This is a genomic window from Lentilactobacillus sunkii DSM 19904, assembly GCF_001435575.1.
In the GTDB taxonomy this organism is placed as follows: Bacteria; Bacillota; Bacilli; order Lactobacillales; family Lactobacillaceae; genus Lentilactobacillus; species Lentilactobacillus sunkii.
Genome location: NZ_AZEA01000022.1, coordinates 1 through 24205, shown reverse-complemented (window position 1 = coordinate 24205; position 24205 = coordinate 1). Strand labels below are relative to the sequence as shown.

Annotated in this window: 28 protein-coding genes and 1 pseudogene; 13 read left to right on the top strand and 16 right to left on the bottom strand. The window is 41.9% G+C overall.

Going from position 1 to position 24205, the window contains the following annotated elements; all coding sequences use genetic code 11:
* Nucleotides 1-42 precede the first annotated feature (42 nt).
* The 8 genes from FD17_RS10475 to FD17_RS10445 all read right to left on the bottom strand — a co-directional run bounded on the left by FD17_RS10475 (nt 43) and on the right by FD17_RS10445 (nt 6519).
* A complete protein-coding gene (locus tag FD17_RS10475; RefSeq protein WP_057826141.1) occupies nt 43-873 on the bottom strand; it encodes a DUF1129 domain-containing protein in 831 nt (276 codons plus the stop codon).
* Nucleotides 860-1213: a helix-turn-helix transcriptional regulator gene (locus FD17_RS10470; RefSeq protein WP_082617200.1), complete on the bottom strand. Its 354-nt coding sequence runs from the start codon at nt 1211-1213 to the stop codon at nt 860-862. The genes FD17_RS10475 and FD17_RS10470 overlap by 14 nt, the downstream gene beginning before the upstream one ends.
* Before the next feature lie 115 nt (nt 1214-1328).
* The gene (locus FD17_RS10465; protein WP_057826140.1) at nt 1329-2501 is read right to left on the bottom strand and encodes an MFS transporter; all 1173 of its coding nucleotides are present in this window, start codon (nt 2499-2501) and stop codon (nt 1329-1331) included.
* Nucleotides 2502-2573: 72 nt separating this feature from the next.
* Nucleotides 2574-2735, bottom strand: a complete 162-nt coding sequence (locus tag FD17_RS13205) for a hypothetical protein (RefSeq protein ID WP_156653624.1) — start codon at nt 2733-2735, stop codon at nt 2574-2576.
* A 51-nt stretch (nt 2736-2786) separates the two neighbouring features.
* Complete coding sequence (locus FD17_RS10460) at nt 2787-3920, bottom strand: NAD(P)-dependent alcohol dehydrogenase (RefSeq protein ID WP_057826139.1); 1134 nt, start codon at nt 3918-3920, stop codon at nt 2787-2789.
* A 211-nt stretch (nt 3921-4131) separates the two neighbouring features.
* Nucleotides 4132-4329 carry a hypothetical protein gene (locus FD17_RS10455; protein ID WP_057826138.1) on the bottom strand — a complete coding sequence of 66 codons (198 nt, stop codon included), beginning with the start codon at nt 4327-4329 and terminating at the stop codon, nt 4132-4134.
* Between the two features lie 26 nt (nt 4330-4355).
* Nucleotides 4356-5489 carry a vitamin B12 independent methionine synthase gene (locus FD17_RS10450; protein ID WP_057826137.1) on the bottom strand — a complete coding sequence of 378 codons (1134 nt, stop codon included), beginning with the start codon at nt 5487-5489 and terminating at the stop codon, nt 4356-4358.
* 352 nt (nt 5490-5841) lie between these two features.
* Nucleotides 5842-6519 (bottom strand): YoaK family protein, encoded by a 678-nt coding sequence (locus tag FD17_RS10445; protein WP_057826136.1) that lies wholly within the window; start codon nt 6517-6519, stop codon nt 5842-5844.
* Between the two features lie 206 nt (nt 6520-6725).
* Here FD17_RS10445 and FD17_RS10440 point away from each other — a divergent pair, with 206 nt between their 5' ends.
* From FD17_RS10440 to FD17_RS10425, 4 genes are all read left to right on the top strand, one after another.
* A complete protein-coding gene (locus FD17_RS10440; RefSeq protein ID WP_057826135.1) occupies nt 6726-7589 on the top strand; it encodes a bifunctional hydroxymethylpyrimidine kinase/phosphomethylpyrimidine kinase in 864 nt (287 codons plus the stop codon).
* 3 nt (nt 7590-7592) lie between these two features.
* Nucleotides 7593-8180 (top strand): TIGR01440 family protein, encoded by a 588-nt coding sequence (locus FD17_RS10435; protein ID WP_057826158.1) that lies wholly within the window; start codon nt 7593-7595, stop codon nt 8178-8180.
* On the top strand, nt 8180-8692 hold the full coding sequence (locus FD17_RS10430) for an ECF transporter S component (RefSeq protein WP_057826134.1): 513 nt from the start codon (nt 8180-8182) through the stop codon (nt 8690-8692). Before FD17_RS10435 ends, FD17_RS10430 begins: the two co-directional genes overlap by 1 nt.
* A gap of 75 nt (nt 8693-8767) precedes the next feature.
* Nucleotides 8768-10093, top strand: a complete 1326-nt coding sequence (locus FD17_RS10425) for a C1 family peptidase (protein WP_057826133.1) — start codon at nt 8768-8770, stop codon at nt 10091-10093.
* 183 nt (nt 10094-10276) lie between these two features.
* On the opposite strand, the gene FD17_RS10420 is transcribed toward FD17_RS10425, so the two are convergent.
* Together FD17_RS10420 and FD17_RS10415 are read right to left on the bottom strand one after the other, a co-directional pair.
* Nucleotides 10277-10762: a hypothetical protein gene (locus FD17_RS10420; RefSeq protein ID WP_057826132.1), complete on the bottom strand. Its 486-nt coding sequence runs from the start codon at nt 10760-10762 to the stop codon at nt 10277-10279.
* Nucleotides 10763-10992: 230 nt separating this feature from the next.
* The gene (locus FD17_RS10415) at nt 10993-11544 is read right to left on the bottom strand and encodes a hypothetical protein (protein ID WP_191983140.1); all 552 of its coding nucleotides are present in this window, start codon (nt 11542-11544) and stop codon (nt 10993-10995) included.
* Between the two features lie 145 nt (nt 11545-11689).
* Here FD17_RS10415 and FD17_RS10410 point away from each other — a divergent pair, with 145 nt between their 5' ends.
* Nucleotides 11690-12655 carry a LacI family DNA-binding transcriptional regulator gene (locus FD17_RS10410; protein WP_057826130.1) on the top strand — a complete coding sequence of 322 codons (966 nt, stop codon included), beginning with the start codon at nt 11690-11692 and terminating at the stop codon, nt 12653-12655.
* 80 nt (nt 12656-12735) lie between these two features.
* The gene (locus FD17_RS10405) at nt 12736-12945 is read left to right on the top strand and encodes a hypothetical protein (RefSeq protein ID WP_057826129.1); all 210 of its coding nucleotides are present in this window, start codon (nt 12736-12738) and stop codon (nt 12943-12945) included.
* Nucleotides 12946-13055: 110 nt separating this feature from the next.
* Here FD17_RS10405 and FD17_RS10400 read toward each other — a convergent pair whose 3' ends face one another.
* Entirely contained in the window at nt 13056-13802 is a 747-nt protein-coding gene (locus tag FD17_RS10400; protein ID WP_057826128.1) for a hypothetical protein, read from the bottom strand.
* A gap of 595 nt (nt 13803-14397) precedes the next feature.
* Between FD17_RS10400 and FD17_RS10395 the strand changes: the two genes are divergently transcribed.
* Entirely contained in the window at nt 14398-15396 is a 999-nt protein-coding gene (locus FD17_RS10395) for a helveticin J family class III bacteriocin (protein ID WP_057826127.1), read from the top strand.
* 34 nt (nt 15397-15430) lie between these two features.
* Here FD17_RS10395 and FD17_RS10390 read toward each other — a convergent pair whose 3' ends face one another.
* Complete coding sequence (locus FD17_RS10390; RefSeq protein WP_057826126.1) at nt 15431-16210, bottom strand: hypothetical protein; 780 nt, start codon at nt 16208-16210, stop codon at nt 15431-15433.
* A 158-nt stretch (nt 16211-16368) separates the two neighbouring features.
* Here FD17_RS10390 and FD17_RS10385 point away from each other — a divergent pair, with 158 nt between their 5' ends.
* The 4 genes from FD17_RS10385 (at nt 16369) to FD17_RS10370 (ending at nt 17628) form a co-directional block, all read left to right on the top strand.
* Nucleotides 16369-16650, top strand: coding sequence for a type II toxin-antitoxin system Phd/YefM family antitoxin (locus tag FD17_RS10385; RefSeq protein WP_057826125.1), 282 nt, complete (start codon nt 16369-16371; stop codon nt 16648-16650).
* Nucleotides 16647-16892 (top strand): type II toxin-antitoxin system RelE/ParE family toxin, encoded by a 246-nt coding sequence (locus tag FD17_RS10380; protein WP_057826124.1) that lies wholly within the window; start codon nt 16647-16649, stop codon nt 16890-16892. The genes FD17_RS10385 and FD17_RS10380 overlap by 4 nt, the downstream gene beginning before the upstream one ends.
* Before the next feature lie 74 nt (nt 16893-16966).
* On the top strand, nt 16967-17230 hold the full coding sequence (locus tag FD17_RS10375) for an AbrB/MazE/SpoVT family DNA-binding domain-containing protein (protein WP_057826123.1): 264 nt from the start codon (nt 16967-16969) through the stop codon (nt 17228-17230).
* On the top strand, nt 17227-17628 hold the full coding sequence (locus FD17_RS10370) for a type II toxin-antitoxin system death-on-curing family toxin (protein WP_057826122.1): 402 nt from the start codon (nt 17227-17229) through the stop codon (nt 17626-17628). Before FD17_RS10375 ends, FD17_RS10370 begins: the two co-directional genes overlap by 4 nt.
* A 263-nt stretch (nt 17629-17891) precedes the next feature.
* Here FD17_RS10370 and FD17_RS10365 read toward each other — a convergent pair whose 3' ends face one another.
* Both FD17_RS10365 and FD17_RS10360 read right to left on the bottom strand, forming a co-directional pair.
* A complete protein-coding gene (locus tag FD17_RS10365) occupies nt 17892-19532 on the bottom strand; it encodes an ATP-binding cassette domain-containing protein (RefSeq protein WP_057826121.1) in 1641 nt (546 codons plus the stop codon).
* Nucleotide 19533: 1 nt separating this feature from the next.
* Nucleotides 19534-21243, bottom strand: a complete 1710-nt coding sequence (locus FD17_RS10360) for an ATP-binding cassette domain-containing protein (RefSeq protein ID WP_057826120.1) — start codon at nt 21241-21243, stop codon at nt 19534-19536.
* A gap of 815 nt (nt 21244-22058) precedes the next feature.
* Between FD17_RS10360 and FD17_RS10355 the strand changes: the two genes are divergently transcribed.
* Together FD17_RS10355 and FD17_RS10350 are read left to right on the top strand one after the other, a co-directional pair.
* A complete protein-coding gene (locus FD17_RS10355) occupies nt 22059-22319 on the top strand; it encodes a type II toxin-antitoxin system Phd/YefM family antitoxin (RefSeq protein WP_057826119.1) in 261 nt (86 codons plus the stop codon).
* Nucleotides 22312-22623: a Txe/YoeB family addiction module toxin gene (locus tag FD17_RS10350; RefSeq protein ID WP_057826118.1), complete on the top strand. Its 312-nt coding sequence runs from the start codon at nt 22312-22314 to the stop codon at nt 22621-22623. Before FD17_RS10355 ends, FD17_RS10350 begins: the two co-directional genes overlap by 8 nt.
* A gap of 175 nt (nt 22624-22798) precedes the next feature.
* Here FD17_RS10350 and FD17_RS13090 read toward each other — a convergent pair.
* Nucleotides 22799-22996, bottom strand: a pseudogene (locus FD17_RS13090) (hypothetical protein); the annotation flags it as partial.
* Between the two features lie 276 nt (nt 22997-23272).
* Nucleotides 23273-24118: a hypothetical protein gene (locus FD17_RS10345; protein ID WP_057826117.1), complete on the bottom strand. Its 846-nt coding sequence runs from the start codon at nt 24116-24118 to the stop codon at nt 23273-23275.
* Between the last annotated feature and the right edge of the window lie 87 nt (nt 24119-24205).

Sequence of the window (24205 nt, the reverse complement as noted above, 5' to 3'; positions counted from 1 at the left end):
TGCGTTTTGTTCGCGGTCTCTTTTAGTGTTGAGATTTTAAAGCTAGTCATCATCGCGTTTGGATAGCCAATAATATGTGCCAAAGCCACCAACCAGTGTCGCAATAATACATCCGGGAATTAAAATCCAAAGTAATTTAGACTTGGGGATGACCGGATCAGTCATCATCTTCCCAATAACCGGCAGTCTTGAAAGAACCCCAATGGCAGCATCAAACGTCATGACCACATAAATAATAGTCCACGGCATCTGATGTTTGAAGATCCCAACGTATAGATATGTCATGAATAAAAAGACAATGGCAATTACGACGATCCCAAGCGTGCCATTCAATTCGAGACTCAGTGGTGTTTTGAGAAAAATTGAACCCGCAACAACTGCAAGAAATAAGATGACAGCAAGTCCATTGATCATAAACTTCATCGCTTTTTGCTGGTAAATCGTCTTTCCAACTAACCAAAGAATGACATTTGCGAGAATAAAGGAAACAAATCCCATGATAATGAGATTGCCGAAGTCGGTTTTGACCCCCGGGGTTGTCAGACTTGGAATCATAAAGACCACCACATACCCAAAGGCAATGCTGAGCGCAAACTTCAATGTTTCCGACAAATTTCTGGGTAATGATTTCAATATCTCATCGGCTGATTGCTTGGGATCCTTGCCGAAGTACGATTGAGCTGACTGATTATTAGATTGAGCTTCCAAAATATCATTGAGAATATCCAGCAGGATTTGTTCAACATCCAGATCACTTTTGAAGGTTGAATTTGCACGGATGTACATCATGAGTTCTTCGTAATATTGTTTGTTTTCCGGAGTTAGTTGTTTTCTGAGCTGGTTGTTCTTTTCAATCAGGCTATCTGCTTTCATCGTTGTCACTCCTTTTGTGGATGAGGCTGTTCACATTGCTTGATAGGGTGCTCCATTGATTAATAAACTGTGCTTTTTCCTGGAGACCATCGGCAGTTATGTAATAGTACTTCCGTTTTGGCCCTTCCTTGGACGGTTGCATTTTCCCTACAATCAAGCCTTTTTTTCCCATATTAATCAGTAGCGGGTAGATGGTTCCTTTGGGTACGTCTTGGAAGCCAAACTCGGTTAATGCCTGGCTAATTGAATAGCCGTACATGGGTTCATCGCTGATCAATATCAGCAGACACCCCTGGAGGATTCCCTTTAACATTTGACTGGAAAGATCTTGCTTTGACAAATAATCACCCCACTAGTATGTATTGCCTACTAGTAGAATATCAAATGACCACTAGTTTGTAAAGCAAGATAGCAAAAAAGAGCCAACAATTAAGTTGACTCTTTAGAATATGCGATTATTTAGGACTCGCGAAGCTTCGTCTCATTGCAATCAATACAACTGCGAGGACACAGCCGACAAGTCCAAATCCAAACGAAAAACCATTGATTTGGATCAGCCATCCAAGCAGTGGGAACATGAAAATCATCGCTGCCGAGAACAGAACGCTGGCAACACTTAACAAGGTTGCCCGTTCTTCAGAGCTGATCATTTCATTGTAGTAACTGCTGAAGATGGGGTCGATGAAGGATGGTAACAGTTGAGAGATTAGAAACATGGCAATTAATAATGGCAGCCAGGCCAGCCATGTTAACATCAACATGCAGGCGAGGCTGACACTTAATGCGATGATTAATTCGCGCTTCGAGAACTTTTTTTGAATGGTTGGGGTGAGTTGAATCCCAACGATATTTAATAATGCAGACACCACCATCAGGGCTGAAATCATCCAGCCTGAGAAGTGATCATTTTCCATCAAAGTTTGGAAATAGTAAAAGTAGGAAGTACAAACAGTGGCATACAGGGCATCAAACAACATCAGATTCCGTAATTGATGATTTCCCTTCATCGTCTTGTATGAATTAACCACAATTGATTTCACCGATGTGGGCTTTTCAACCGTCCGTTTCTTGATAACCGGTTCCTTGAAGAATAAGACGGTAATCAATCCCATCATGCCAACTACAATTCCAATGACATAAGTTAATTCGAAGTGCCAGTGAACCAGGAAGCCGGCAATCACAACTCCCAGGGTATCGGCAAATTCAATGATCACGTCAATGTGGCTGATGACTTTAGGATATCGTTTTGTTGCCTTGTCCTTGACCAGTGAGTCGTACAATAGGGCTTCCATGGTTCCCGACTGCATATTATAGGAAAGGGCACTGATGATAAATCCCAAGGCAAACATCCAGAATGTCTGGCCAAATAAGATAATCGCGGCAGAGAGAATCGCCGCCAGTCGGCCAATGACCAAGTCAAATTTATATGTGAGCCGGTCCGCCAAAACGCCGGAAGGAACCTCGAACAAGAAGCTGGCAATGTGAAAGATGCTTTCACACAAGCCAATTTCGACAAGGGTCAGGCCCCTTGTCTGCAGGTACATCACCCACAGGCTGGTAATCCCAAACCACGATAGAAAGCTGTAAGTATAACCTTTATTAATATTTGAAGCATAGTTCGTTTTCATTTATGTGCACTCCAGTTCATGCAAGATCCACAACTGTTCGGTGTATTTAAAGATGTCCGAGTTGTGTGATCTTTAAGAATCTACGACTGAAGTGCGTTGATCTCGAAAATACTGTGCTGAAGGCTGATCCATGCCAACATATTCATCACTCCGTTTCTGAAATTCGATCATGATATTAATAAAAGGATACACTTTATAGAGATTGACGACAAGTCCATCAAGCCATACCAACATAAAAACGAGCCCCACTTTTCAGTAGGACCCGTTGATTGGATTGATCAATAACTATTCACCAGGTTTGTAGCTGTCATCGATAATCATAACTGGTTTGATAACTGAACCGTCGTTGGAAGCTTTATTGGCTTCGTTAACCTGCTCGAAAGTGTAGAACTTCTCGAGTTTATCGAATGGGAAGTCGCCTGCTTTCCAGAAGTCGATTAAGGTCTGAATACCAAGTTGTGGAACGGCGTCGCCCATCAGCACACCATCGATGTGTTTTTGAAGTGCGGTGATTTCGTTCCATGGAAGGAATTCAAGGGTCTTTGCGGTAACGGCGATTGGTGCGAGGTGACCGCCTGAAGCCAGAGCTGTAATTGCCTGATGCATAATTGCAGAAATCCCGGTAGTATCAATGGCGTAGTTGACACCTTGGCCGTTCGTCAATTCTTTAACTTTGGCAACCCAGTCTTCATTTAGGCTGTTGATGGTATCAGTAGCGCCAAGTTCTTTGGCCATTTCCAAACGTGAATCATGGATGTCGACACAAATGATCTTGGAGCAGCCTTTGATTTTAGCGGCCATTAAAGCAGCTGAACCAACGGCACCAGTACCAACGATGGCAATGGTTGAGCCTTCTTCAGGGTCAAGTCCGTTAAAGACAGTTCCTGAGCCGGTTACGAAGCCACAGCCCAGAGGACCAACTTTACGTAAATCAATGTCTTTGTCGATAACGGTCACGTTACGTTCCTGAACCAGCGTTTCAGTGGTAAAGGATGACTGGTTGAAGAAATTGTGGATTGGTGAGCCGTCTTCTCGAGTAAATGCGACTGAGCCATCAGGACGAACCCCGGCAAAGTTCAATTGCCCCCAGTTCACGCAGGAAGATGGGTGACCGGTTAAGCAGTTTTGACAGGTCCCGTCGTAATCGTATGACAGGATAACGTGGTCGCCTTCCTTAACGGTTGTGACAGATGAGCCGACTTTTTCAACAATTCCGGCACCTTCGTGACCAACAACCCCAGGATATGGGTAATCACCGGCAGAGCCGTTACGAACAGCTTCATCAGAGTGACAGATCCCGCTGGCAACAATGTGGACTAACACTTCATGCGCTTTTGGCTGATCATCGACTTCAAGTGTTTCTAATTTGAATGGTGCGTTTAACTCTTCGATGACTGCCCCTGTAATTTGTCTAGCCATAATTTATTCCTCCTTTAAATACATAACTTCCCCTAGAGCTTTTGTAAGCCCTTTCAACAATTGTAGAATACTATAATATATATACGTTTTCAAACAATTTGATTGTTAATTTATACACAAAAAGGCCGGAATATATGAATTAATATAACATGATAGCATGCTAATTGTAATAAAAATCTGCCGATTTTGATAACCGACAGATTATAGAAGCTTATTTAATTTCTTTAAAATCCAGAAACCCGCTCATTCCCAACACAATTCCCACAAATGTGAAGAACGTACCGGTGCGAAAGCCAAAAAGGGCGTCAAGGGTTAAACCGCCTAACAGTCCAAGTGAAAGGCCGAGTAAATGGTTGTTCGGAATGGCCACTTTTTGAGGTTGATGGGAGCTCTGTTTACTTTGATCCATCAAAATCGCTTCTTTCTTGTCGTTACTTAATCAACGTTCCAAACTTCGCGGGCGATATCCCGGACTAATTTTAACTTATTCCACTGTTGCTGCTCGGTGAGCTTGTTGCCTTCTTCAGTGGAGGCAAAGCCGCATTGCGTCGACAGCGCCAGGTTTTCCAAGGGTACTTTGGCGCTGGCTTGATGGATTCGGTTGATAACGGCGTCCTTATCTTCGAGTTCAGGAGACTTGGAGGTAATCAGTCCAAGGACAATCCGCTTATTCTTATCGCCGTTCCAGATCTTTGCCAGTGGGGTGAAGTCGCCGGCCCGTTCGCTGTCATATTCGAGGAAGAGACCGTCGTAATGCAGTTCGCTGAGATAGTCGGCAATGTCGTCATAGCCTCCGGTGAATAGAAATGTGGATTTGAAATTCCCACGGCAGATATGAGTCGTTACCGTCAGGTCATCAGGCAGATCAGTGAGTAATTTGTTGATGACTTTAACTGAGTCTTCAGCCAACTTGACGTATTTTGCGTGGGCATCAGGATCATCGGCAGTTTCGTTTAACTTGCTGATCAGAAAAGCCCAAGTGGTGTCGTCTAATTGAACATAACGGGCACCAAGTTCATAGAAGTGCAGGATGGTTTCATGGTAGGCCTTGGCAACGTCATCTAAATATTGATCCCAAGTGTCATAGAATTTGGACCAATTGTCGCTTCGGTTATCCCGGAATAACATGGTTGGGGATGGGATGGTCTGCTTGGGTGTTACGCCATCCGGGGTGATGGATTCGAGAAACTTGAAGCTGTCAAAGAAGGGATGATTGGGATTAAACGCGACCTTGCCGGACAATTCGGCATTATCGGTCCGGGTCTTGCTGCCATGGAATTTGTAGCTCTTATGGTAGTCGTATTTTTCAACGCCGGTTAGTCCCCACAGAAAGTCCAAATGCCACCAGCTGCGGTTAAACTCACCGTCGGTAATGTCTTTTAAGCCAAGCTCAACTTGTTTGGCAACGATCTTTTTAGTTTCTTCATGCTGGACGTTTTGTAATTCTTCCGCGTTGATTTTGCCTGCTTTGAATTTAGCGTGGGCATCCTTTAACGCCTGGGTTCTTAATAAGCTGCCAACAACATCGTACCGATATGGGAATTTTACTTGAACTGCTGAATTTGTCATGTGTAGATCCTCCTATAATTTTGAAAGTTTAACTTACGAAAAAAAGCACTCGTCCCCTGACTGTCATATTGACAATCAAGGGACGAATGCTCGCGTTACCACCCTTATTTGCGCTGCTCTTACAAACAACGCCTCACCGGTACCTATGATACCCGGGAAGTTAACGGTTCCTACCGATTATTCCGCGTTAACGGAGTAATGCCTTTTGGAGCTCATCTTCACCGTCTTTTCGATACCTGCTCTCATCTGCCAGGCTTTCTGAAATCGATCCGAGTGGCTACTCTTCTCCTAATAGCTTAAAATTCGTAAGTTTTCTAATTGCTTTTTAATTTAACTCAAATAATTATAATTGTCAACTCATCATTTCCCTGCGTTTCCCCAAACGGAAGTGAATATGGATCGCTGCCAACAAGACAAGGTTAAGCAGCGCAGCAAAAGTGAACACCTCGGTGCCGATTGCGTGGAACAGGTAGGCGCTGAACATGATACCCAGGATAAACGTGACAATCGCACTCAAAAAGTGCCCGGCTTTAAACATTGCCGTTCGATCATGGCTGAAGATTGCTTCGTAGACGTTGTTGGCAAAGTTCTTCAAATTTCCCGTCATGATACCGTTGTTGACACTGGTGGCACCGATTCGGTTGAAGACGGTTAATTCATAACCGGAGAACATTCCCAAAGAAAACAGCATGCTCAGCTTGGGCATGTGGACCGCTGCTGCAAATGTTAAAAATGCCAAGAAGATAATACTAAAAAATAGCAACAAATTAAATCGTCGGTTGGGGCTTAACTTAATGTGTTTGCACCCCTGGGAAATGAACGCTCCCAGCAGAAATCCAAGGAGTACGGGCACCCGAATGTAGGCAGTTGCCCATCCTTTGGTGGCATATTCATACGCGAAGACGACCAGATTTCCTGTCTGGGCACTGACGAATGAACCGTTAAAATTTTGAAATGTGTAGGCATCGATTGAGCCCATGATAAAAGTCTGGGCAAGTGTCGTTATGCTGTGTTTTGTAAAAAATGCCATAGCAGTCACTCTTTTCTATCTCAAGATATTTATAGGTCTACTATAACAGAGTGTTCGACATTCAAGGTGGACTGTCTATTGTTTCTTTTAGGAAACTTGGTATACTTAAAATACTTTTGATGAGAGAACGTTACATTTAATGTGTAAGCTACTAACTTTTTATTCGTTAATAGGGTACAATGTTTGTAATATGTGTCATTGGAAGGATGATCATTATCAATTCGAGTGTTTTAATCGCTGAAGATTTTTCCGCCGTTGGTCGGCTTTCGGCCACCGCCGCAATTGCCGTGTTCTCGGCCTTTGGGAGTCAAACGGCAACTTTACCGACTGAGGTTTTGTCAACTCAAACAGAGGGCTTTGGCAAGCCGGCAACATTAAATACGGATGAATGGCTGCAGCGGGCGACGGATCATTGGAATAGTTTGGACGATTTGAACTTTACTTCAGGGATCATCGGTTATATCGGCAACTCAGACACGGCTAATTTCCTGCATGATTATTTTTCTTATCTGAATTTGGGAGAATTATTAATTGACCCGGTCATGGGTGATCAAGGGAAAATGTATGAGGGTTTTGATGATCAATACTTGGCAACCATCCAACGGCTGGTGAAAATCGCAACGATTATCACCCCAAACGTCACGGAATTGAGCCTGCTGAGCGGTGAAAAGCTGGCCAGCGATGCAAGCAATGAGGAGATTGGTCAGGTCATTGCAACATGGCGACACGATAGTCATTCCCATGCCAAAGTAATTGTTACCGGGGTTCAACGCGATGGTGGAATTGGCTGTGTTTATATGAATGCCGGCCGTTTAAAATGGGCAGGGTCACCCTTTATTTCTGGGCATTTCTATGGGACCGGAGATTTGTTTTCAGCACTCTTGATTGGGTATTTGAACTTCGATTTGGATTTTGATACGGCTGTTCAAAAGGCGGTCATCGGCGTATACGATGCCGTCAGTCTCACTACCAGGGAACCACAGAGTCAACGCAAATTTGGCCTGAATTTGACCAGGTCGTTGTATAATGTCGCAAAGTTTACGTTAGGGCAAACAGGGGAAGAAGTGTAAGTGATGGATTTACAAACAATTAAACGTAACTTGTCGGACGTCTTAACCGAATATTTTGATAAAGTGAAGTTTCCTGAGAACGGCATATTTGTGGTTGGCTGCAGTACCAGTGAAATTTCCGGTGATTGGAAGGGGACCAATTCCAGGTTGGATGTCGGTAAAGCCGTTGTTTCAACGTTGGAAGAATTTCTGATTCCAAGAAACATTAACATGGCGATTCAGGGGTGTGAACACATTAACCGGGCACTGCTGCTGGAAAGACGAGTGGCTGAACGTCATAATTTGGAAATTGTGTCGGTTGTCCCAGCAATGCACGCTGGCGGTGGCACTCAAGTGGCTGCTTACGAACGGATGGATGATCCGGTTGAGGTCGAACACATTACAGCGTTTGGCGGGATTGATATTGGTGGTACGGAGATTGGGATGCATGTTAAGTATGTCCAAATTCCGGTGCGCATGACCAACCGGAAAGTTGGTGCTGCCAACGTCGTCTGCCTGTCATCACGACCAAAACTCATTGGCGGTGAACGGGCAAAGTATGATTTTACGGAAGCAAACAAAGAAGATTATGTATTGGGAGGAAGTCAATAATGGATCGTAGAAGTGTAGGAGGCAAAGTCAGCAACAATATTTTTAAGCTGGTTTTAACAGCAATGTTTATCGCGGTAACCGTCGCAATCAGCCGGTTCTTCATTATTCCGGTACCGATGACTCACGGGAATATCAACCTGTGTGACGCCGGTATCTTTATCAGTGCTATTTTATTAGGACCCAGAGTCGGTGGGGTTGTCGGTGGTGCCAGTGGTTTTTTGCTTGACCTGATTTCAGGTTACAGTCAATACATGTGGTTTTCACTGATTGTCCACGGAGCTGAGGGCTTGATTGTCGGCTTGATTGCAGGCAAGAATCCGGATCGTAAATGGAGTAAATTGATTGCCGTTTCAGTCGGGATCGTCATTATGGTCTTTGGCTATTTTGTGACTGATTCGATTCTCTATACCCTGTATGCCGGATATGTCGGCATTGGGATGAACCTGATTCAAGGTGCGGTCGGCGCTTTAATTGCGTATGTGATTACGCCACGATTGAAGAAGCGGATTTAAAATAATTAACTTAATTTTCCCGAGTTGGCTCGCTTATCGTAAGCCCAAGGGAAATTACATAGGAGGAATGTCTGAATGACTGAAAATAACAGCGTTTTAACCGATCAAGATTTATCAGAGCTTCACGAAAATTTTAAGAACACACCCAAAAGTGATGTGTTATCAAGAATCATTAATCAAAACGGCATCAACCAGGCAGCCCAGGATCCCGACACCCAAGTTCGCTTAAATCCCGTATTTTCTGTCGATCTACAGACCGGTGGAGTCACCAACCAAAAGCAAAGCGGCCGCTGCTGGCTGTTCTCATTGGTTAATACCTTGCGTCATCAATTTGGGGCCAAGTATAAGGTGAAGGATTTCAACCTGTCTCAAAAATACTTGTTCTTCTGGGATAAGATCGAATTGGCAAACATCTTTTATGATCGAATTCTCGCAACTGCCAGCCGGCCGGCTGACGACCGTGAAGTTGAGGCTTATTTAAGTTCGCCCAACGACGATGGTGGTCAATGGGCCATGGCTGCTGCCCTGGTTCAAAAATATGGCGTGGTTCCGGTCAGTGATTATCCGGAAACAGCCAATGTGGAAAACACCGGTGGCTTTGACACCGTCATTAACCGCAAGCTGCGGATTGATGCCGTCAAGCTCCGCGAGATGGTTCAAGACGAAAAAAGCGATGACGAGATTAATGCTGCCCGCAAGCAGATGCTGAATGAAGTTTATCGGATTACCGCTTATTCATTCGGCGAGCCGCCGACAACAGTTGACTTTGCCTACCGCGATGACGATAAGAAATACCATAAGATTTCCGGCTTAACACCGAAGGAATTCTATGATAAATACTTCGACACCGACTTGGACGACTATGTTGTCTTGGCCAATTCTCCTGAAAAAGATTACGACCAGCTGTACTCATTACCAAGCGAGGATAACGTTGTCGGCGGTAAACAAATCCAGTTCTTAAACCTGCCGATGGGCGTTCTCAAAAAAGCCACAATTGCCCAGCTGAAAGACGGCGAAACGGTTTGGTTCGGCAATGACGTGTTGGAACAAATGGATCGCAAGAAGGGTTACTTGGACAGCCACCTGTTCCGCTATTCAGAGTTATTCGATACCGACTTGGAAATGGATAAGGGGACTCGGCTCAAATACCATCAAGCAGAAGTTTCTCATGCCATGACCTTTACCGGCGTTGATTTGGATGGCGATACTCCAACTAAGTGGAAAGTCGAAAATTCATGGGGTGACAAGAACGGTGAGAAAGGGTACTTCACCATGAACGATGACTGGATGGATGATTATGTCTACGAAGTCGTTGTCCACAAGAAGTATCTGTCTGATGCACAGAAAGAGCTCCTTAAGCAGGCACCTGTTGAACTGCCGGCTTGGGATTCATTGGCTTAAATTGCGAAAATGTTGACACATTCTCAACACTTCTCATAAACACAAAAGTATAAGAGAATTGAGTGTCCAAAAAGGGAACCCGGATAGCGGATTCCCTTTTTTGGTGTGTTCTTTAATTGATCATGGATAATTTACTTAAGCTGACTCATATATTACGTTCATGCGTGTAATAGGAGCAACGGATTATCCTAAACCTTGACCAGTTGCTAATCTGGTAGGATCCATAAGGATTTTGTGGGTTTTGGTTGGCAAACGATATTCAAGGGACTTGAACCCAGGAACATGGGTCATTTCGATATATTCTGAATCGCGAAAAATATTAATATCAATCTTATATTTGGGCTTCGCCTGATAGAAAGTGTAATGATAAATAACTGTTTGTGATTTATGATGGCTTCCTAACTTAAGGTCGGAACTATCGCCAACATTTCCAATGATATCAGAAACATAATTGACTGACTGGTGATTTGTAATTTGAATGACTTGATTACTTGTTGGACTTGTTACCCTTACCCAATCGTAGTGTCGAAAATTGTTAGTTTTGTATGGATAGTTTGGTGAAAAATGAGTTTTATTAGTACTGGATGCTTTGCCAGCACAGCCTGACAACATCATCAATGTAATTAAAATTATTAAGAACCGGTTTTTGTGTAACAACAGATTGTTCATAATGAGTACCACCTGATTAATATTTTGACTTCGAATCGAATCGGTTCCAGTACTTTCTGATTTTTAAAAAATAGGTAATAAAAATGGAACATATTTATTAATACAGGATATATTATATCTTGAATGGCCTAAGTTTACAATCAGTTAATTTTGCATTTTTGATTATTCATCCATTACTCCATAAAAAGAAGCCGAGAACACAATGTCCTCGGCTTCTGAATTCATTCTATTTAGTTATGCGGTGTCACCCAAACTTGTGGTGCCGGATCGTTATCCAAGTTACGGACAACTTTATATCCGCTGACCTTGAGCTTTGATTGATGATTTTTGCCAGCAACTGTATTCTTTACTGAAACTGTTTGGTGCATTGGGATATCTGAAAGCTTACCCTTCATGTAGATAACCGGCTTGTCAGCGGAGTCATTCTTGAAGGTGTACTTCAGTGTTCCCTGTTTATCAAGATCATTTGCTTTTTTAGCTTCGCTATATGTCTTGTAGATTTTGTTAACACTGTAAATCGTAACGGTATGGTTTTTACTGTTAAATTTGTAGGCATCAATACCGGATTTGCTCTTATAGTTAATTGAACCGTTCATGTACCAAAGATTGTCATTTGACGTCAAGACTTCCTTGGCTGACTTATTTTGAACCTGGTTCTGCATGCTGGCCTTGCTGCTGTCGTTATTTGAACTTTTATTGGAAGAACTGCTGCAGCCGGCTAAAATTAGTGCAAAGCTTGCAACAACTGCTAAAATGGCAGCCAATGATCTGCGCTTTTTCATATTCATAATCACCTCATATGTTGAAATTATCACATAATCCTGTCAAAATCTAGTAGTATGGTTCAATATTAATATTTGATACAGAAGTTTAACAAGATCGCAACTTCAAAAAGCGTAAAATCTAATTGAGGGGAGGCAATGACAAATGGTTACAATCCGAGACATCGCTCAAAGGCTGGGATTATCGACTTCGACAGTTTCACGGGCGCTCAATAATAATAAACGGATCAGCTTGAAGACCCGTCGTAACGTGAAGCGTACCGCTGACTTAATGGGCTATCAACCTAATTACAACGCCAAAAATTTGACGAATCGAGAGGCCAACACTGTCGGCGTTGTCTTCCCGGTTAATAATCGAGTCGTCGATAATATCTTTTACGTTGGCATTTTGCGGGGCATCAATGCCCAGCTGAACAGCCGGAATTATGTTTTATCGATCGCAATTGGTGACAGCACCCAGCAGGTAATTGATAACGTCAAATCAATGATTACCCGGGCCCAAATTAAACATTTTATTCTGTTGTATTCACACCAGAATGACCCGGTTATTGAAATGCTTCAAAAAGAAGACGTCGATTTTGTGACGATTGGTAAGCCCGCAGAAGGCCAGAAATGGCTGTATGTTGACAACGATAACGTGAAGGCCGGTTTTGACGGAACCAATTTCTTGATGGATCGTTATCAATCCCAACATCCGGTTTTCGTCCAAACTCACAATAATTGGCCGTACGAAATTGACCGTGGTGAAGGCTATAAGAAGGCGGTTGACGAGGCTGGCAAGTCACCCGTTATCTTATCAACCCACGATAACGACGATGAGTCAGAAGATGACTTCATTCGCCAAAACCCACAAATGGATAGTATTGTTGCCATTGACGATTATAGTGCCCTGCAGATGTACCACCGTTATAAAATGATTAATCCTGATAAAGATATTGAAGTTCTTGGCTACAACAACTCATTGCCAAGTGAACTAACCGATCAGCATTTTCACTCAGTCGATATTCACCCCGATGAAATGGGGCAGTCAGCGGTTAAATTGCTGCTGGATAAACCGGCGGACGACGAAAAGATGCTTGACCATATCATTGTTGGCCATGCGATTGTTTGAATTTACGTAGAGTAAAGCACAATCCCGAGTTTAAGGAATCGTGCTTTTTGTTTCTGAGTGGTAAAAGTTAAATGAGGTTCTTGCCTGTTCGTAAAGACCTGTCTCATGTATTGTTTATAATCCACATTGTTAAGCATACATTGCGCAATACAAACCGGAATGGTATTAATATCGAAACTGAAGGCGTTCAAATTGCGAGTGATTTGTACGTTGGTATTTCTTATCATAATGCGGATGCGACGGCAACTACAGAAAACAGATTGTATACCACAACCAAATCATCATGGTAATAAATAAAAAGTAGCTTCCACCAAAATCCTTCTGCAAACCTGCGGAGGGATTTTGTTTAACATAAAGATACCGGTAACCATCATTCCAGCATGGATTGAGACAGCGTAATTTAGGGTTCCAAGAAGTAAACAAATCCCCAACCATAATTTTTGCTAGCCATACCAGAGACTGATACTGAAACTTGCCACCCCTTAAGGTCTTTTACTTGATAATTGTTCCCGGTAAGATCAGTTAATAGTGCCTTAGGAATTACAGCATGTAAATATGCGTTAAAAGAAAGTTTCCCTGACTTTAATTGTGCTTGTAATCGCTTATCTGAGGCCAAAAATCCTGGAATAGTGATTCCTTGAAATTTTTTGTATTGAGCACCCAACGCTTTTTGGAGATACTCCTGCTGACTATCTGGATGGTTTTTTAATTGGTCGGTAATCTGTTGTAAATGGGGACTGTAAATTGTTCCTGGTAGCGCATTTAGCGTCTGCTGTTTAATGCTCAAATGTTTCACTTGTTTTAGATATCCCCGCCAAACTAGCCCAGAAACGGTGTTTTCAGGATTTTTAATCCGGTAAAAGATTCCCGTTTTCTTGCCATTTGTCATTTTGTAACTTTTGTAAACGTACCAATTAGTCCCAGGATAATCACTTAATGAAAATTGTTTCTGGGTTAGCTTATTATTCCAAATAACAGCTTTTGGATTACCAGATCTAGTCTGGTAAGTTGGCAATATAGTTGCGTAGCTTTTGCTTTTGATTGAATGGTACACCTTGGCTGCATGGACTGCAGGTGATTGAGTTATAAGGCCGATACTTAAAGTTAGGCCACTTACGAGTAAAACCTTCATTAATTTATTAATCATATACAATCTCCTTTTTACCGATTCACCTTTTGATTTACTTTCAGTATACGCGATTAGATGGACAATTTTAAAAAATGAGGTTGGATTGTAGTCAGTGGGTAAGACAGATCTTGAGAACGATCAATTACTCATACAGCCAGGTAGCTGGTACTAATCTAGCCTATAGTCAAAAGCCTACCCGAGACTGCCATCAATTCTTCGGTGTAAGAATATTAGTTTATTTAGTTTTTCTAACCCAACTCAATCTGATTCATCATATTTTTCGTGCTGGTTTGATCCAGACCCAAGTGTACCCCGATCGATGTTCAGGGCAATGAAAGTTTTGCGATTAAGGGTGTAGTCACTGGTATCTTGGACAATTAAAAACATTCAGCATCAAAAAGAAGCGTCTCGTTAGTGCCATTAACGGGACGCTTTTTCGTTTGTCGGTCAAGTGGCGGTGATTTGGCGGTGAGTCGTCCGGAAGTGGTCGGCTTTAAAAGGCCAAATGACGATATGCTATAAGCATCAAATCGATTTGATACACAACCGCTGATTTAATTACCGGAGTTAAATTGGCCAACCAAAATAAATTTAAAGAAAGAAGATTTTAATTATGGCACAACCAGCTTATCGTAAATATACACTTACCGGGCTTCCAAAAGGAACCGACGGGTATGATCGAGTTGCACAGAAAACATTGATTTCAAAAACTAAAGCATATGTCTTACAAGTCTATGACAACGCCAGTTATTCTAAACTGTCGATGGCAGATTTACCGACTGATGAAAAGGAGGATTCAAATAACACATTGGATTTTTCTAAGTACCAGCCAATGACTCTTAAGGGCTTTGGTCATGGGCAAACTTTGGAGCTTTATACGTATAACAATACTGATTATTTTTGGATTGGTACCAAAGGAGTTCAAACACGGCTAGAAAAGTATAATGATAATGACCTCTGGGGAACTCAACTTGGACGAATGACTTTCCAAGAAGGTATGACTTATGAAAATGCCGAACAGTTGCCCAATCGTCTAACTTATCTAACCCGTATTGCCGGAAATACAAAATCAACTGGTAGTATTGAACGAGTTGAAGCAGCTTTAACAAGCGATACTAAACATTTACTGATTCTAACGGTTAATGTTGACCATTCAAAAGCTCATTTGAGTATGTACAAAAATAAAGATCTCAACGATGCCTTTGAAAGAACTGGTGGCACTGTTGAAATGGACACTGATGGAATGTCTGCATTCGAAGGAACTGCTTCAATTCCAGGAAGCATCTATTTGCAGATGCGTAACCCTTCTATTCAAGGAATCGACGTTTCTAATAAAACTAAGAACGGTAACTATTTAGTCTACATCTCAGGTGGCAAAGTTAAGCAAACCCCTTCTATTACTCGAGCAACGTTTAACACTAACGGAACAATCCGTGGTCTGGGCAATTACCAATTGCTTAGAAACACTTATTGGCCCGCCAACCGCACCGAAACCGAGGCGGTACAGATCTACAGTGCAACTAATCTGTTACTCGGCATTGCTTACCATGATACTAGCGGTCATACTTCGGACAATTATGTTTACCGAATAGCCAAAAATGTTTTTGACTAACAAGACGAAAAGGAACGGCAAAAGCCGTTCTTTTTTATTTCGTTCCAATTGCAAACCCTTGGTGCATATCACCCGTAGCATATTGATCGGACCACTGGAAGTTAGTGAGATAGATGCCAATGACGTATTCCTTTTGACGTTTAGCAGCAGTATAGCCGTTAGCGGCCAAAATCGCCTTAATTTTTGCTAATCGCTGTTGGCTGGTTAACTGGTTCTTGACATTCAAAAAGTCATCCATTGCCTTGAAAGTGGCCACATTATTAACAATCTTGTCCTTAGGGTCACGAAACAATGCATAACGACTTAGTGGCTTGGAGACGGTACTATTTGGAAACAGTGCCAAAACGTCACGAGTTAGCTGCTGATATTTGGATTGCTTGATAAACTGGTTATATTCTGCGTTTGTAGCGTTATCAAGGCTAATGCTTTTCACTTTGGTAAAGTTAGGGTTATACCCCGGTTTGAGATAGCCCCGCCAAATCCAGCCACTAACCGATTTCTTGGTTTTGGTTGGGGAAACTGCGCCAACTCGGTAGTAAACAGCATTCTTGTTATTATGACGAAGCACAACCGTACCAGTCGAATGCCAGGAAGTGTTCGGGTAATTTTTTATGTTCGCCATTTTTTTAGTATGCTTAGTGGTAGTCCAAACGTACGCGTTTCGCTTTGGATTAGCTGCATGATACATTTTACCAGCTCCCGCAGGAAATGAACTTTTGACAACTGTATAACCAGAGCTCGCATGAGTAGTTGGATTGGACAGGATAGTGATGCCCAATCCAAGACTAAGCAACAACAAAGAACATTTTTTCATAAATATCCTCCTCTTATTGACCTTAGTATACCTGATCACGAGCTAAACTTAAAAATTAAAGATACTTACAACACGTATGTTTATAATGACGATTAAGCAATCAATTGCATTTCTGTACCTAATGAAGGACAATATCAAGTACAGAAAGGGTGATTCAAATGACTGTTGCTTTAACTCAAAGTGATTTTCGCTCACATTTAAAAAAATATCTCGACCAAGTCAATGATGATGACGAAACCGTCTACATTGCCCGCTCGAACAACCGCTCAGTCGTCGTCATTTCCCAGGAAAAAATGGATTGGTATGAACGTGCTTTGCGGGCCAAAGAAGGGTCGCTGGAATATGCCGTTGCTCGCGATCAGCTGATTAAACGTCATGTCTTGCCAGATAATGAAATTGTCGAATCCGATGACCATTATTGGGATCAGTTTAAAACATGAAAAAACTCCGATTCAAACCACGAGCAACTTTTAATGCTGACCTGAAACGGCTGGCCAGCTTGGATCGCAACATTATTGATGAAGCTCGGGCAGCCATCGATCTGCTGCTGGAAGCGCATCAGCTGCCACCAGAAAATCAGCTCAATGATACAAATGGCTTCCTCGTCGTTTATACTATTGATGAAGATGAATTAATCTTAATTGGCATTCGGAGGGGGGATAACCCTAATTGCCCCTATTAAAAGATTATTGATTGTAATCATTGACAATGTATGTACATCGATATATTATGTACATACAGAGAGGAGCCGTTAAGATGCAGAATTTATCAGATATCAAAGCGACCACCAAGGTTTTTTCGAACGGTAATTCAGACGCTATTAGAATTACTAAAAAGCTTAAGGAAGCTATGAAGTTAACTGCCGGTGACGATGTGGAACTGTCATTTAATCCCTCCACCAACAAGATTGAAATATCTAAGGCCAACACTGAGCCCAAAGTCAGTCCGGGGTTTCAAAAGAGATTTGACCGTCTTTATGCTGAGAACGCCGATTTGATGGAACGATTGAAAGACCTATGAATTATCTAACTAAAGACGATTTAATTGAAATTAACCGATTAGTAATTGAAGCGGCGCAAGAAGGAGCGGTTGGTGTGGCCGACCCAAATGGGTTAGAAGCCATTGTGCAACAACCTGTCCAACAATTCTTTGGCAGAGAAGCTTACCCAACCATTTGGCTTAAAGCTGCGTTTCTACTTCAAAAAATAACCAAGAAGCACGTCTTCTTTGATGGTAACAAACGAACCGCATTCATGGCCACCGCATTCTTTTTGGATCTGAATAACTACTCTTTAAAAGTGTCGGCCCAAGATGGCCAGGATCTGGTTATGGAAACCACCCTATCCGCTGATACCGAGGAACAGATGGTAAAAATTTCTCTTTTTATTAAGGAAAATTCATTTCTAATCAAAAGATGATTGTAGCTAGTACTCTTTTTGAATTTAACTGAAAAATTTTGGGCCTAAAAACGGCAAAATATGAAGTTGAAATTGTAAGCCGGCCGACAGTTGATTTCTGAGACAACTTTTAAGAGAGATCATGACGAAAAATTACCTCTAAATGCCACTGATATTCGTAATGAATACCAGTGGCATTTTTATTGAATCATTTTCAGTTAAATACATTTCTTAAGTTCCTTACCTTTTGTTTCAATCACGAGATAAAATTTTGATTATTACTCTTAGTGCTTTAACTCAATGTTGCCATCCTTTATTTCGTAGTGCCTCATTTCAGAGGTATCCTGCATTGTTCTGTGGGTAATCATAATCGCTGCGACTGGGAGTTCTTTAATTGTTCGCTCAAAGTCGTTGGCTGACTGATTATCCAAGTTGGCGGTTGGTTCATCGAATAATATGAAGCTGGTATTCTGAACCAGGGCTCGAGCAACGCCAATCTTTTGAATTTGCCCTGAAGAAAGATTTCCGGCGTTTGACGAAAGGATTTTGGTCTCGTCCTTCTTTGGAAGACTTTCGATAAAGTCCCATAAGTCGGTCTGCTTTAACACTTTCTCATATTGCTGCGACGTGATACTTCTGCCCAACAGAATGTTCTCTCGGATGGTTAAGCTAAACAACCTCACTTGCTGGGGCACATAGGAAAGTTTAACTTCATTGGGCGCAAATGAGGTCCTTGAATTGTCCAGATAGTGCAGGCTGCCCTTATTTGGCTGTTGGAATCCCAATAAGAGTTTCAAAAAGGTTGTCTTACCGGAACCGCTGGGACCCGTTAAGATGATCTTGGTCTTCGGGGTTAGTTGCCAATCCAGGCTGACATCTTTTAAAACCCAGCTTGTCTCTTGACCGTACTTAAAGCTCAGGTGGCTTAACCGCAGCGCTTTTATCTCGCTTGGATGGTTGGACGCCTGTTTTGCGATCTCAGAAGTCGTGCCAAATGATAATAGCCGTTTTGCAGAAACGGATGCTCTTAACAGTTGGTTATATAGACCCGGCATTGTATAAAAGATCCAGGTAAAGCTGCTGTTCAAGACATTAAATCCCATGAACTGGCCGATGGTAATTTGATTTTTAGCAACGAAGGTCAGACTGATGACCAGGGAAGTGACATCGAATAAGAAGCCGGCACCAACGCTAATACTTTCAATCAAGTGTTGGCTCCGGGCATTTTCAAGTTGGCTCTGCGTAAACTTTTTATATTTCTTCGAAAACAGATTTTGGGCAAAGCTTTCGGCATGGAGCGTGTGAAGCAGGACTTTAGCGTCAAAAATTTGAAGCAGGGTTGTCTGCATGGTATCCTGATCCGTCTGACGCTGTTGCTGGGTGGTTAGGATCCATTTTCCGGTTAATTTCGGAATTAAGAGCGATACCAGACCCAGTGTCAGAATGATTAACGTCAACCAGGGTGAAATTAATATGCCAAAGATGAATGCGGCTAAAAATGAAGCTGCGCCGGAAATAAAATCTGTTAAGGAAACCGCCAGCGACTGTGAAATGATTGGGGCGTCGGAATTATTGAGTGACAGCCAGGCTCCCAGCGGCTTGCTTAGAACCGCATCGGCTGGCTGAGACAGGGAGCTTTGGAAAACCGTGTTGGTGATGGAATTTTCAATGGATAGTTGAAGCATTCCTTCACTGATTTTTATCTGCCTTTGAATGATGCCGATTAGAACGCCAATGAAAGCAAGGCCACCGCCGATGACGATAAACTTTGTGAGTGACTGGGTGGTAATTGCTGAAACAAAATAATTCAGGTAGTAAGCCAGCACAAATTCCAAGCAGGCAATGCCCACTGCCATAGCTACCAGGTGATAATAGTGGAGCTGATGGAGAATACCTCGGCAATACTGAATAACGGCTTGATTCATTTTAATCACCAACCTTAATAACATGATCATTTGGCTCGATTAAGTCGAATGTATGACTGACGATAATAATTCCGTGGTTGTGAGCGATTTTGCGAAATAACTGGATGAGTGATTTTTGGTTGCTCTCATCGATGTCGGAAAAGGGTTCATCTAAAATCAAGTATTGCCGATGAGTCAATAAGGCGCGGGCAATGGCTAGTCTTCGGATTTGGCCCTTCGAAAAGTTGGTGTCTTCGCCAACCACACTTTCCAGTTTCTTGGGTAGTGAATTGACGGCGTCAAACATCTGGACCTGGATCAGTGCTTGGGTCAGTTCTTGGTTAGTCACTGATTTCCCTAATTTGAGGTTATCGGCAATGGTGGTATTAAACATTTGACCAGCCTGCGGAACAAACGCGGCATGATCTGCCAGTGACGACAAGTTATGCCCAGCGTTTGTACGAACCATTAGTGAGCCGCTATTGACAGTTAAGACACCCAACAGAATATGTAGAAGCGTTGTTTTACCGGCACCATTCCTGCCGATCAGGAAAGTGATTTTTCCAGGCTTGATGGTGAAGGATAGGTTCATCAAGGTAGGGTGATTATTCTTTGGATACTGATAGGTAATTTCCTGACCTTCGATGCTTTTAACCGGCTCTTCTGCGCTGGGAAGGGGTTGCCCGGGATTGGGGTGAGCTGATAAATGATTCGCAACCCGCCCCAAAGATACCTTCTGCCGGGCCATAAATGCCAGGACAATTGGAAGAGTCAAAAACGGATCAAAGATTGAGCCAATCCCAGCGTTCCAGATACCCAGCATGACATCAAAGTGGATCTGATGGGCGTTGACCAGTAACAATCCTACAAACAGCGAAACGACTTCCATGACATAAATCCCACCACGTACAACCCCATTGCTTGACGCGGTGGCGCCGACATCTTGACGCAATAAGGTTCGCTTACTGTCAAAGAGCCGATTGTTAACCGATGTTAACCATTTTGAAGCATTAAATATTCGGATTATTGATAGGTTGTGATATACATCCGGCAAAAAGTTCTTCTGTTGATCGTCACTTAATTGATAGGCTCGGCGATAGCGCACGTCTTGAACGTAAAAGTGGTGGGCAATGGCATACAGCCCACCTCCGATGAAAAGGTAAACGAGACCGTAAATCCAGGAATTGTAAAATGTGTAGATTAATCCACCGCCAATGATCATGACAAAATCAATTGCCGGCATAACTCCCATCATAAAATAATTTGCAATATTGTCAGCGTCCTGGTTGACCAGATTAACCATTGTGCCGTTATCCTGATTAAGATCGATTTCTCGCAGTGAGCTCGCCAAAAGTTCCTGGCTGACCGATTCAATTACCCGTTTCCGCAGCCGCTCCGAATACATAGAGTATGTATAATACACACCAGCATAAATGAGGGAGGCAATGGTCAGCACACCCAGAATCTGATATAAGATTGTTAATTTCTGAGCCAGTGCTGCAGCAACCCCATATTGCAGCATGACGGACACGAATACATTGAAGCCGTTAATGTAGACTTTTGCGATGATTAAGAAGGGGTAATCTTTTAAAGCGATGTATGAGAATAGCTTGGTAGATTTCATCTTGACACCTGATTTCTTGGATCGAATGTTAAGCACACCAGAAGATCCTTTATACGGTTCGTATGTGACAAAGCCTAGTGAATGAACGTTTTGTCGTTGAAAAAACAATAGTACACATCGTATGGAAAGTAAATACCTAATTTAATGATAAGACAATTAATATTTGATAAGTTTTGGGCTTCGGGAATTGTAAAGAGACATGATTAAATACGCTAATTACAAGGAAATGTATGAGAACTACTGATATCTAGAATGATTTGAAGATTCAACTTCTTTTCTAAAGTTCGCTGACGATCTTGTACTTATTCATACAATGAATAGGTGTATATACAAAAAATCCGCTCCCGAACATCAAGATAATGTTCAAGAACGGATGTAACCAAATATTGAAAATGATTTAAATATGTTTCTTAAGTTCCTTACCCATTCCTTCAAATCCAGGATTTCCAAGCAATGCAAACATGTTTTGTNCTGGTTGAATGGATTGATTCCGTTCAGGTAACCCAAGTTGAATTTTTAGATTATTTGATCAAAATAATGAGATAGACTTGTATTTAATGTAATTGTCTTGTTTACAATGTAAGTAAAACACCTTAATCCATGTTAATTACAGAAGGAAAATTCTTAAAAGACAAAAACGTTTTCATTTGATTTGAATTGTCAAATCAAGTGCAACACTACATTAAAGAATATTTCATGAGGCGTTTTCAGATGCTCGATTCCAATTTATACCAGACTCCAAACCGAATAGGACTAAAAGCCGAGCGGAATGTGCATTGTTCTCTGCTAAATGGTCTTCTTACCTCTACTTTCGTATGGATGTTCCAATGATTCATATTCAAAGTTAAATTAGTTGACGTACGGGATGCCGTACATTATAATTAACCCTGTAAAGTAAGCAACTATTGAGAGAAGGAAACATTATGGAAAAAATTGTCAATCCAACTAAAGCACGTTCAGAATTATTTGCTTTAATTAAGGCTGCTAATCAAGATTCCAAACCAGTGCTCATCGCTGGCAGTGACGACGAGAAAAGTGCTGTTTTGATGAGTAAGCGGGACTACGACGCCTGGCAAGAAACATTGGAATTAATAATGAATGGTCAATTACCGGATGCTCTCAAACGTCAAGATGATCCAGACGTTGATCTAGATACAATGATACGAGACATCGATCATGAGTAAATGGCAACTAAAAATAAAATCAACCGCCAAAGGTGACCTAAGAAAAGTATTGAAGAGCCCTTTACGCCAATCCTTTGAAAACATTAAAGCAACGCTTGAAGCCGACCCGTTTTCGCCAATGCAATCTTTCGAGAAGTTAACACCCCCGGCGGCCGGCTTTTATTCCCGCCGAATTACCGGTCAACACCGGGTTGTTTATACTGTTGATAAAGAAAACAAATTGGTCACGATTTACTCATGCTGGGCGCATTACGAGAGCGGTTCCCTAGATATGAGCGGTAAATCCGGTTCCCGAAAGAACTGAACGATCCTATCTAAATAAATTAATTCAAACTGAAAGCCTCAGACCAGATGAAAAATCTAGTCTGGAGCTTTTTCGTATTCAAATTATTCGTTATTGTAATTTGTTGGTCACTGCCTGTTAACGTTAATCTGATCGCTCTCAAAGCTACCAAGCAGAAATCAAACCGCAATATGCGTTAACCAAAGTTAATCTGATCGAGCATATTTTCGGTACTGGTTTGATCCAGGCCCCAATAAGCTAAGGCCATGTCTTCACTGGAGCGGTTGAGTAGATGCATCACCAGGCCGATATTATAATTGGATTACGTGTAGACGCAATAAGCACAGGTTTTGTGCAAGGCGTGGATGCCTAAATAGTTGAATCCCAGCAAGTTCCTAGTTTCACGATCAACAAATCATTCTCGCAAAAGCCGCCACCGATGCCGATAATGACGCTGTGTACCCTTCATCAAGTTCTGAAGGCAAAAACCAAATTGGAATTACTCAATACCCTAATGGTGATGGTGCTGGTAGTCCACGAAATAATAGTATCTATCGCTTCCCTAAGTCAGTGTTCATGAGTGTAAAAGGCATCCTTAAAATGTAGGGGCAACAAATAAAGGCACAGAACCAGTGAGATGCACCAGCTCTGTGTCTTTATTTATCAAAACTCATAATGGCTTGGCTAAATTAATGCTCCAAACAAAATCTTCCCACGCACGATTAGGATCGGGAGCATAAATCCCAATCACATAATCTCCCATCGCATCACGCTTGCTAGCCGAGTAACCCTCAGAAGTGAGCATCTGCTTAATCTTAGTAATTCGTTGTTGATTTGTCCATTTATGGATGGAAGGTCCTAAATAATTAGCCACTTTTTGTAAATTAATTCGATCTGTAAAATATTGCTTAAAGGGATCGTGGCTGTTGGCATCCGGATCAGCGGTGAACTGGCCAAAATTTGATAATCTAATCGAAAGTTTCGTCTTGGGAAAAAGCTTTAAAACTGCACGGGCCAAAACTTGAGATGGCGATTTCTTGATGTAGTTTAAATAGTCTTGATCGCTAGTGAAGCCTACCGTACTTAAATAATTTAATTTTCGATAATTACGGTTATACCCCTTTGCTAAGTATCCCTGCCAGATCCGGCCATACCGTGAGGAATTACCTTTAAGCGTCACAATAAAAGCCGCATAGTACTGACTTTTTTTACCGTTGTGAAGATAGGTTTGCTTAGTTAATGCAGAAAGCCAAGAATTGGGAAAATCTTTTAAATTATAAAGAACTTTAGTATGCTTCTTGTTCCAAACATAGACATTGTGGTGTTTGTATTGATTTTTCACATGAAGGACACCATTATTATTATAAGAATTAAGTGTTTTGTAGGTATTGACGTGCTGAGTGTCAATTATTCGATAATGGTCTTTAGCTTGAGCGTGTGTTGTTTGGGTGGTTAGGACAAGTAAACCAAGAATCAAGCTGAATATTGACAATAATAGTCGTAAATGTCTGTTCATAAGGAGCCTCCTTAATACCATTAGTATACTCGGGGTATGGGCTAATTAAAAAAGAAAGAGAGCGTAAAATATCTTGTGTAAATGCAT

Coding starts and splice junctions, on each gene's coding strand:
- FD17_RS10425 (WP_057826133.1), top strand. CDS start 8,768: ATGACTGAAAATAACAGCGTTTTAACCGATCAAGATTTATCAGAGCTT.
- FD17_RS10460 (WP_057826139.1), bottom strand. CDS start 3,920: ATGGCTAGACAAATTACAGGGGCAGTCATCGAAGAGTTAAACGCACCA.
- FD17_RS10365 (WP_057826121.1), bottom strand. CDS start 19,532: ATGAATCAAGCCGTTATTCAGTATTGCCGAGGTATTCTCCATCAGCTC.
- FD17_RS10410 (WP_057826130.1), top strand. CDS start 11,690: ATGGTTACAATCCGAGACATCGCTCAAAGGCTGGGATTATCGACTTCG.
- FD17_RS10475 (WP_057826141.1), bottom strand. CDS start 873: ATGAAAGCAGATAGCCTGATTGAAAAGAACAACCAGCTCAGAAAACAA.
- FD17_RS10390 (WP_057826126.1), bottom strand. CDS start 16,210: ATGAAAAAATGTTCTTTGTTGTTGCTTAGTCTTGGATTGGGCATCACT.
- FD17_RS10395 (WP_057826127.1), top strand. CDS start 14,398: ATGGCACAACCAGCTTATCGTAAATATACACTTACCGGGCTTCCAAAA.
- FD17_RS10435 (WP_057826158.1), top strand. CDS start 7,593: ATGGATTTACAAACAATTAAACGTAACTTGTCGGACGTCTTAACCGAA.
- FD17_RS10385 (WP_057826125.1), top strand. CDS start 16,369: ATGACTGTTGCTTTAACTCAAAGTGATTTTCGCTCACATTTAAAAAAA.
- FD17_RS10375 (WP_057826123.1), top strand. CDS start 16,967: ATGCAGAATTTATCAGATATCAAAGCGACCACCAAGGTTTTTTCGAAC.
- FD17_RS10380 (WP_057826124.1), top strand. CDS start 16,647: ATGAAAAAACTCCGATTCAAACCACGAGCAACTTTTAATGCTGACCTG.
- FD17_RS10415 (WP_191983140.1), bottom strand. CDS start 11,544: ATGAAAAAGCGCAGATCATTGGCTGCCATTTTAGCAGTTGTTGCAAGC.
- FD17_RS10420 (WP_057826132.1), bottom strand. CDS start 10,762: ATGAACAATCTGTTGTTACACAAAAACCGGTTCTTAATAATTTTAATT.
- FD17_RS10455 (WP_057826138.1), bottom strand. CDS start 4,329: ATGGATCAAAGTAAACAGAGCTCCCATCAACCTCAAAAAGTGGCCATT.
- FD17_RS10355 (WP_057826119.1), top strand. CDS start 22,059: ATGGAAAAAATTGTCAATCCAACTAAAGCACGTTCAGAATTATTTGCT.
- FD17_RS10450 (WP_057826137.1), bottom strand. CDS start 5,489: ATGACAAATTCAGCAGTTCAAGTAAAATTCCCATATCGGTACGATGTT.
- FD17_RS10445 (WP_057826136.1), bottom strand. CDS start 6,519: ATGGCATTTTTTACAAAACACAGCATAACGACACTTGCCCAGACTTTT.
- FD17_RS10465 (WP_057826140.1), bottom strand. CDS start 2,501: ATGAAAACGAACTATGCTTCAAATATTAATAAAGGTTATACTTACAGC.
- FD17_RS10370 (WP_057826122.1), top strand. CDS start 17,227: ATGAATTATCTAACTAAAGACGATTTAATTGAAATTAACCGATTAGTA.
- FD17_RS10345 (WP_057826117.1), bottom strand. CDS start 24,118: ATGAACAGACATTTACGACTATTATTGTCAATATTCAGCTTGATTCTT.
- FD17_RS10400 (WP_057826128.1), bottom strand. CDS start 13,802: ATGATTAATAAATTAATGAAGGTTTTACTCGTAAGTGGCCTAACTTTA.
- FD17_RS13205 (WP_156653624.1), bottom strand. CDS start 2,735: ATGTTGGTATGGCTTGATGGACTTGTCGTCAATCTCTATAAAGTGTAT.
- FD17_RS10350 (WP_057826118.1), top strand. CDS start 22,312: ATGAGTAAATGGCAACTAAAAATAAAATCAACCGCCAAAGGTGACCTA.
- FD17_RS10430 (WP_057826134.1), top strand. CDS start 8,180: ATGGATCGTAGAAGTGTAGGAGGCAAAGTCAGCAACAATATTTTTAAG.
- FD17_RS10440 (WP_057826135.1), top strand. CDS start 6,726: ATGATCATTATCAATTCGAGTGTTTTAATCGCTGAAGATTTTTCCGCC.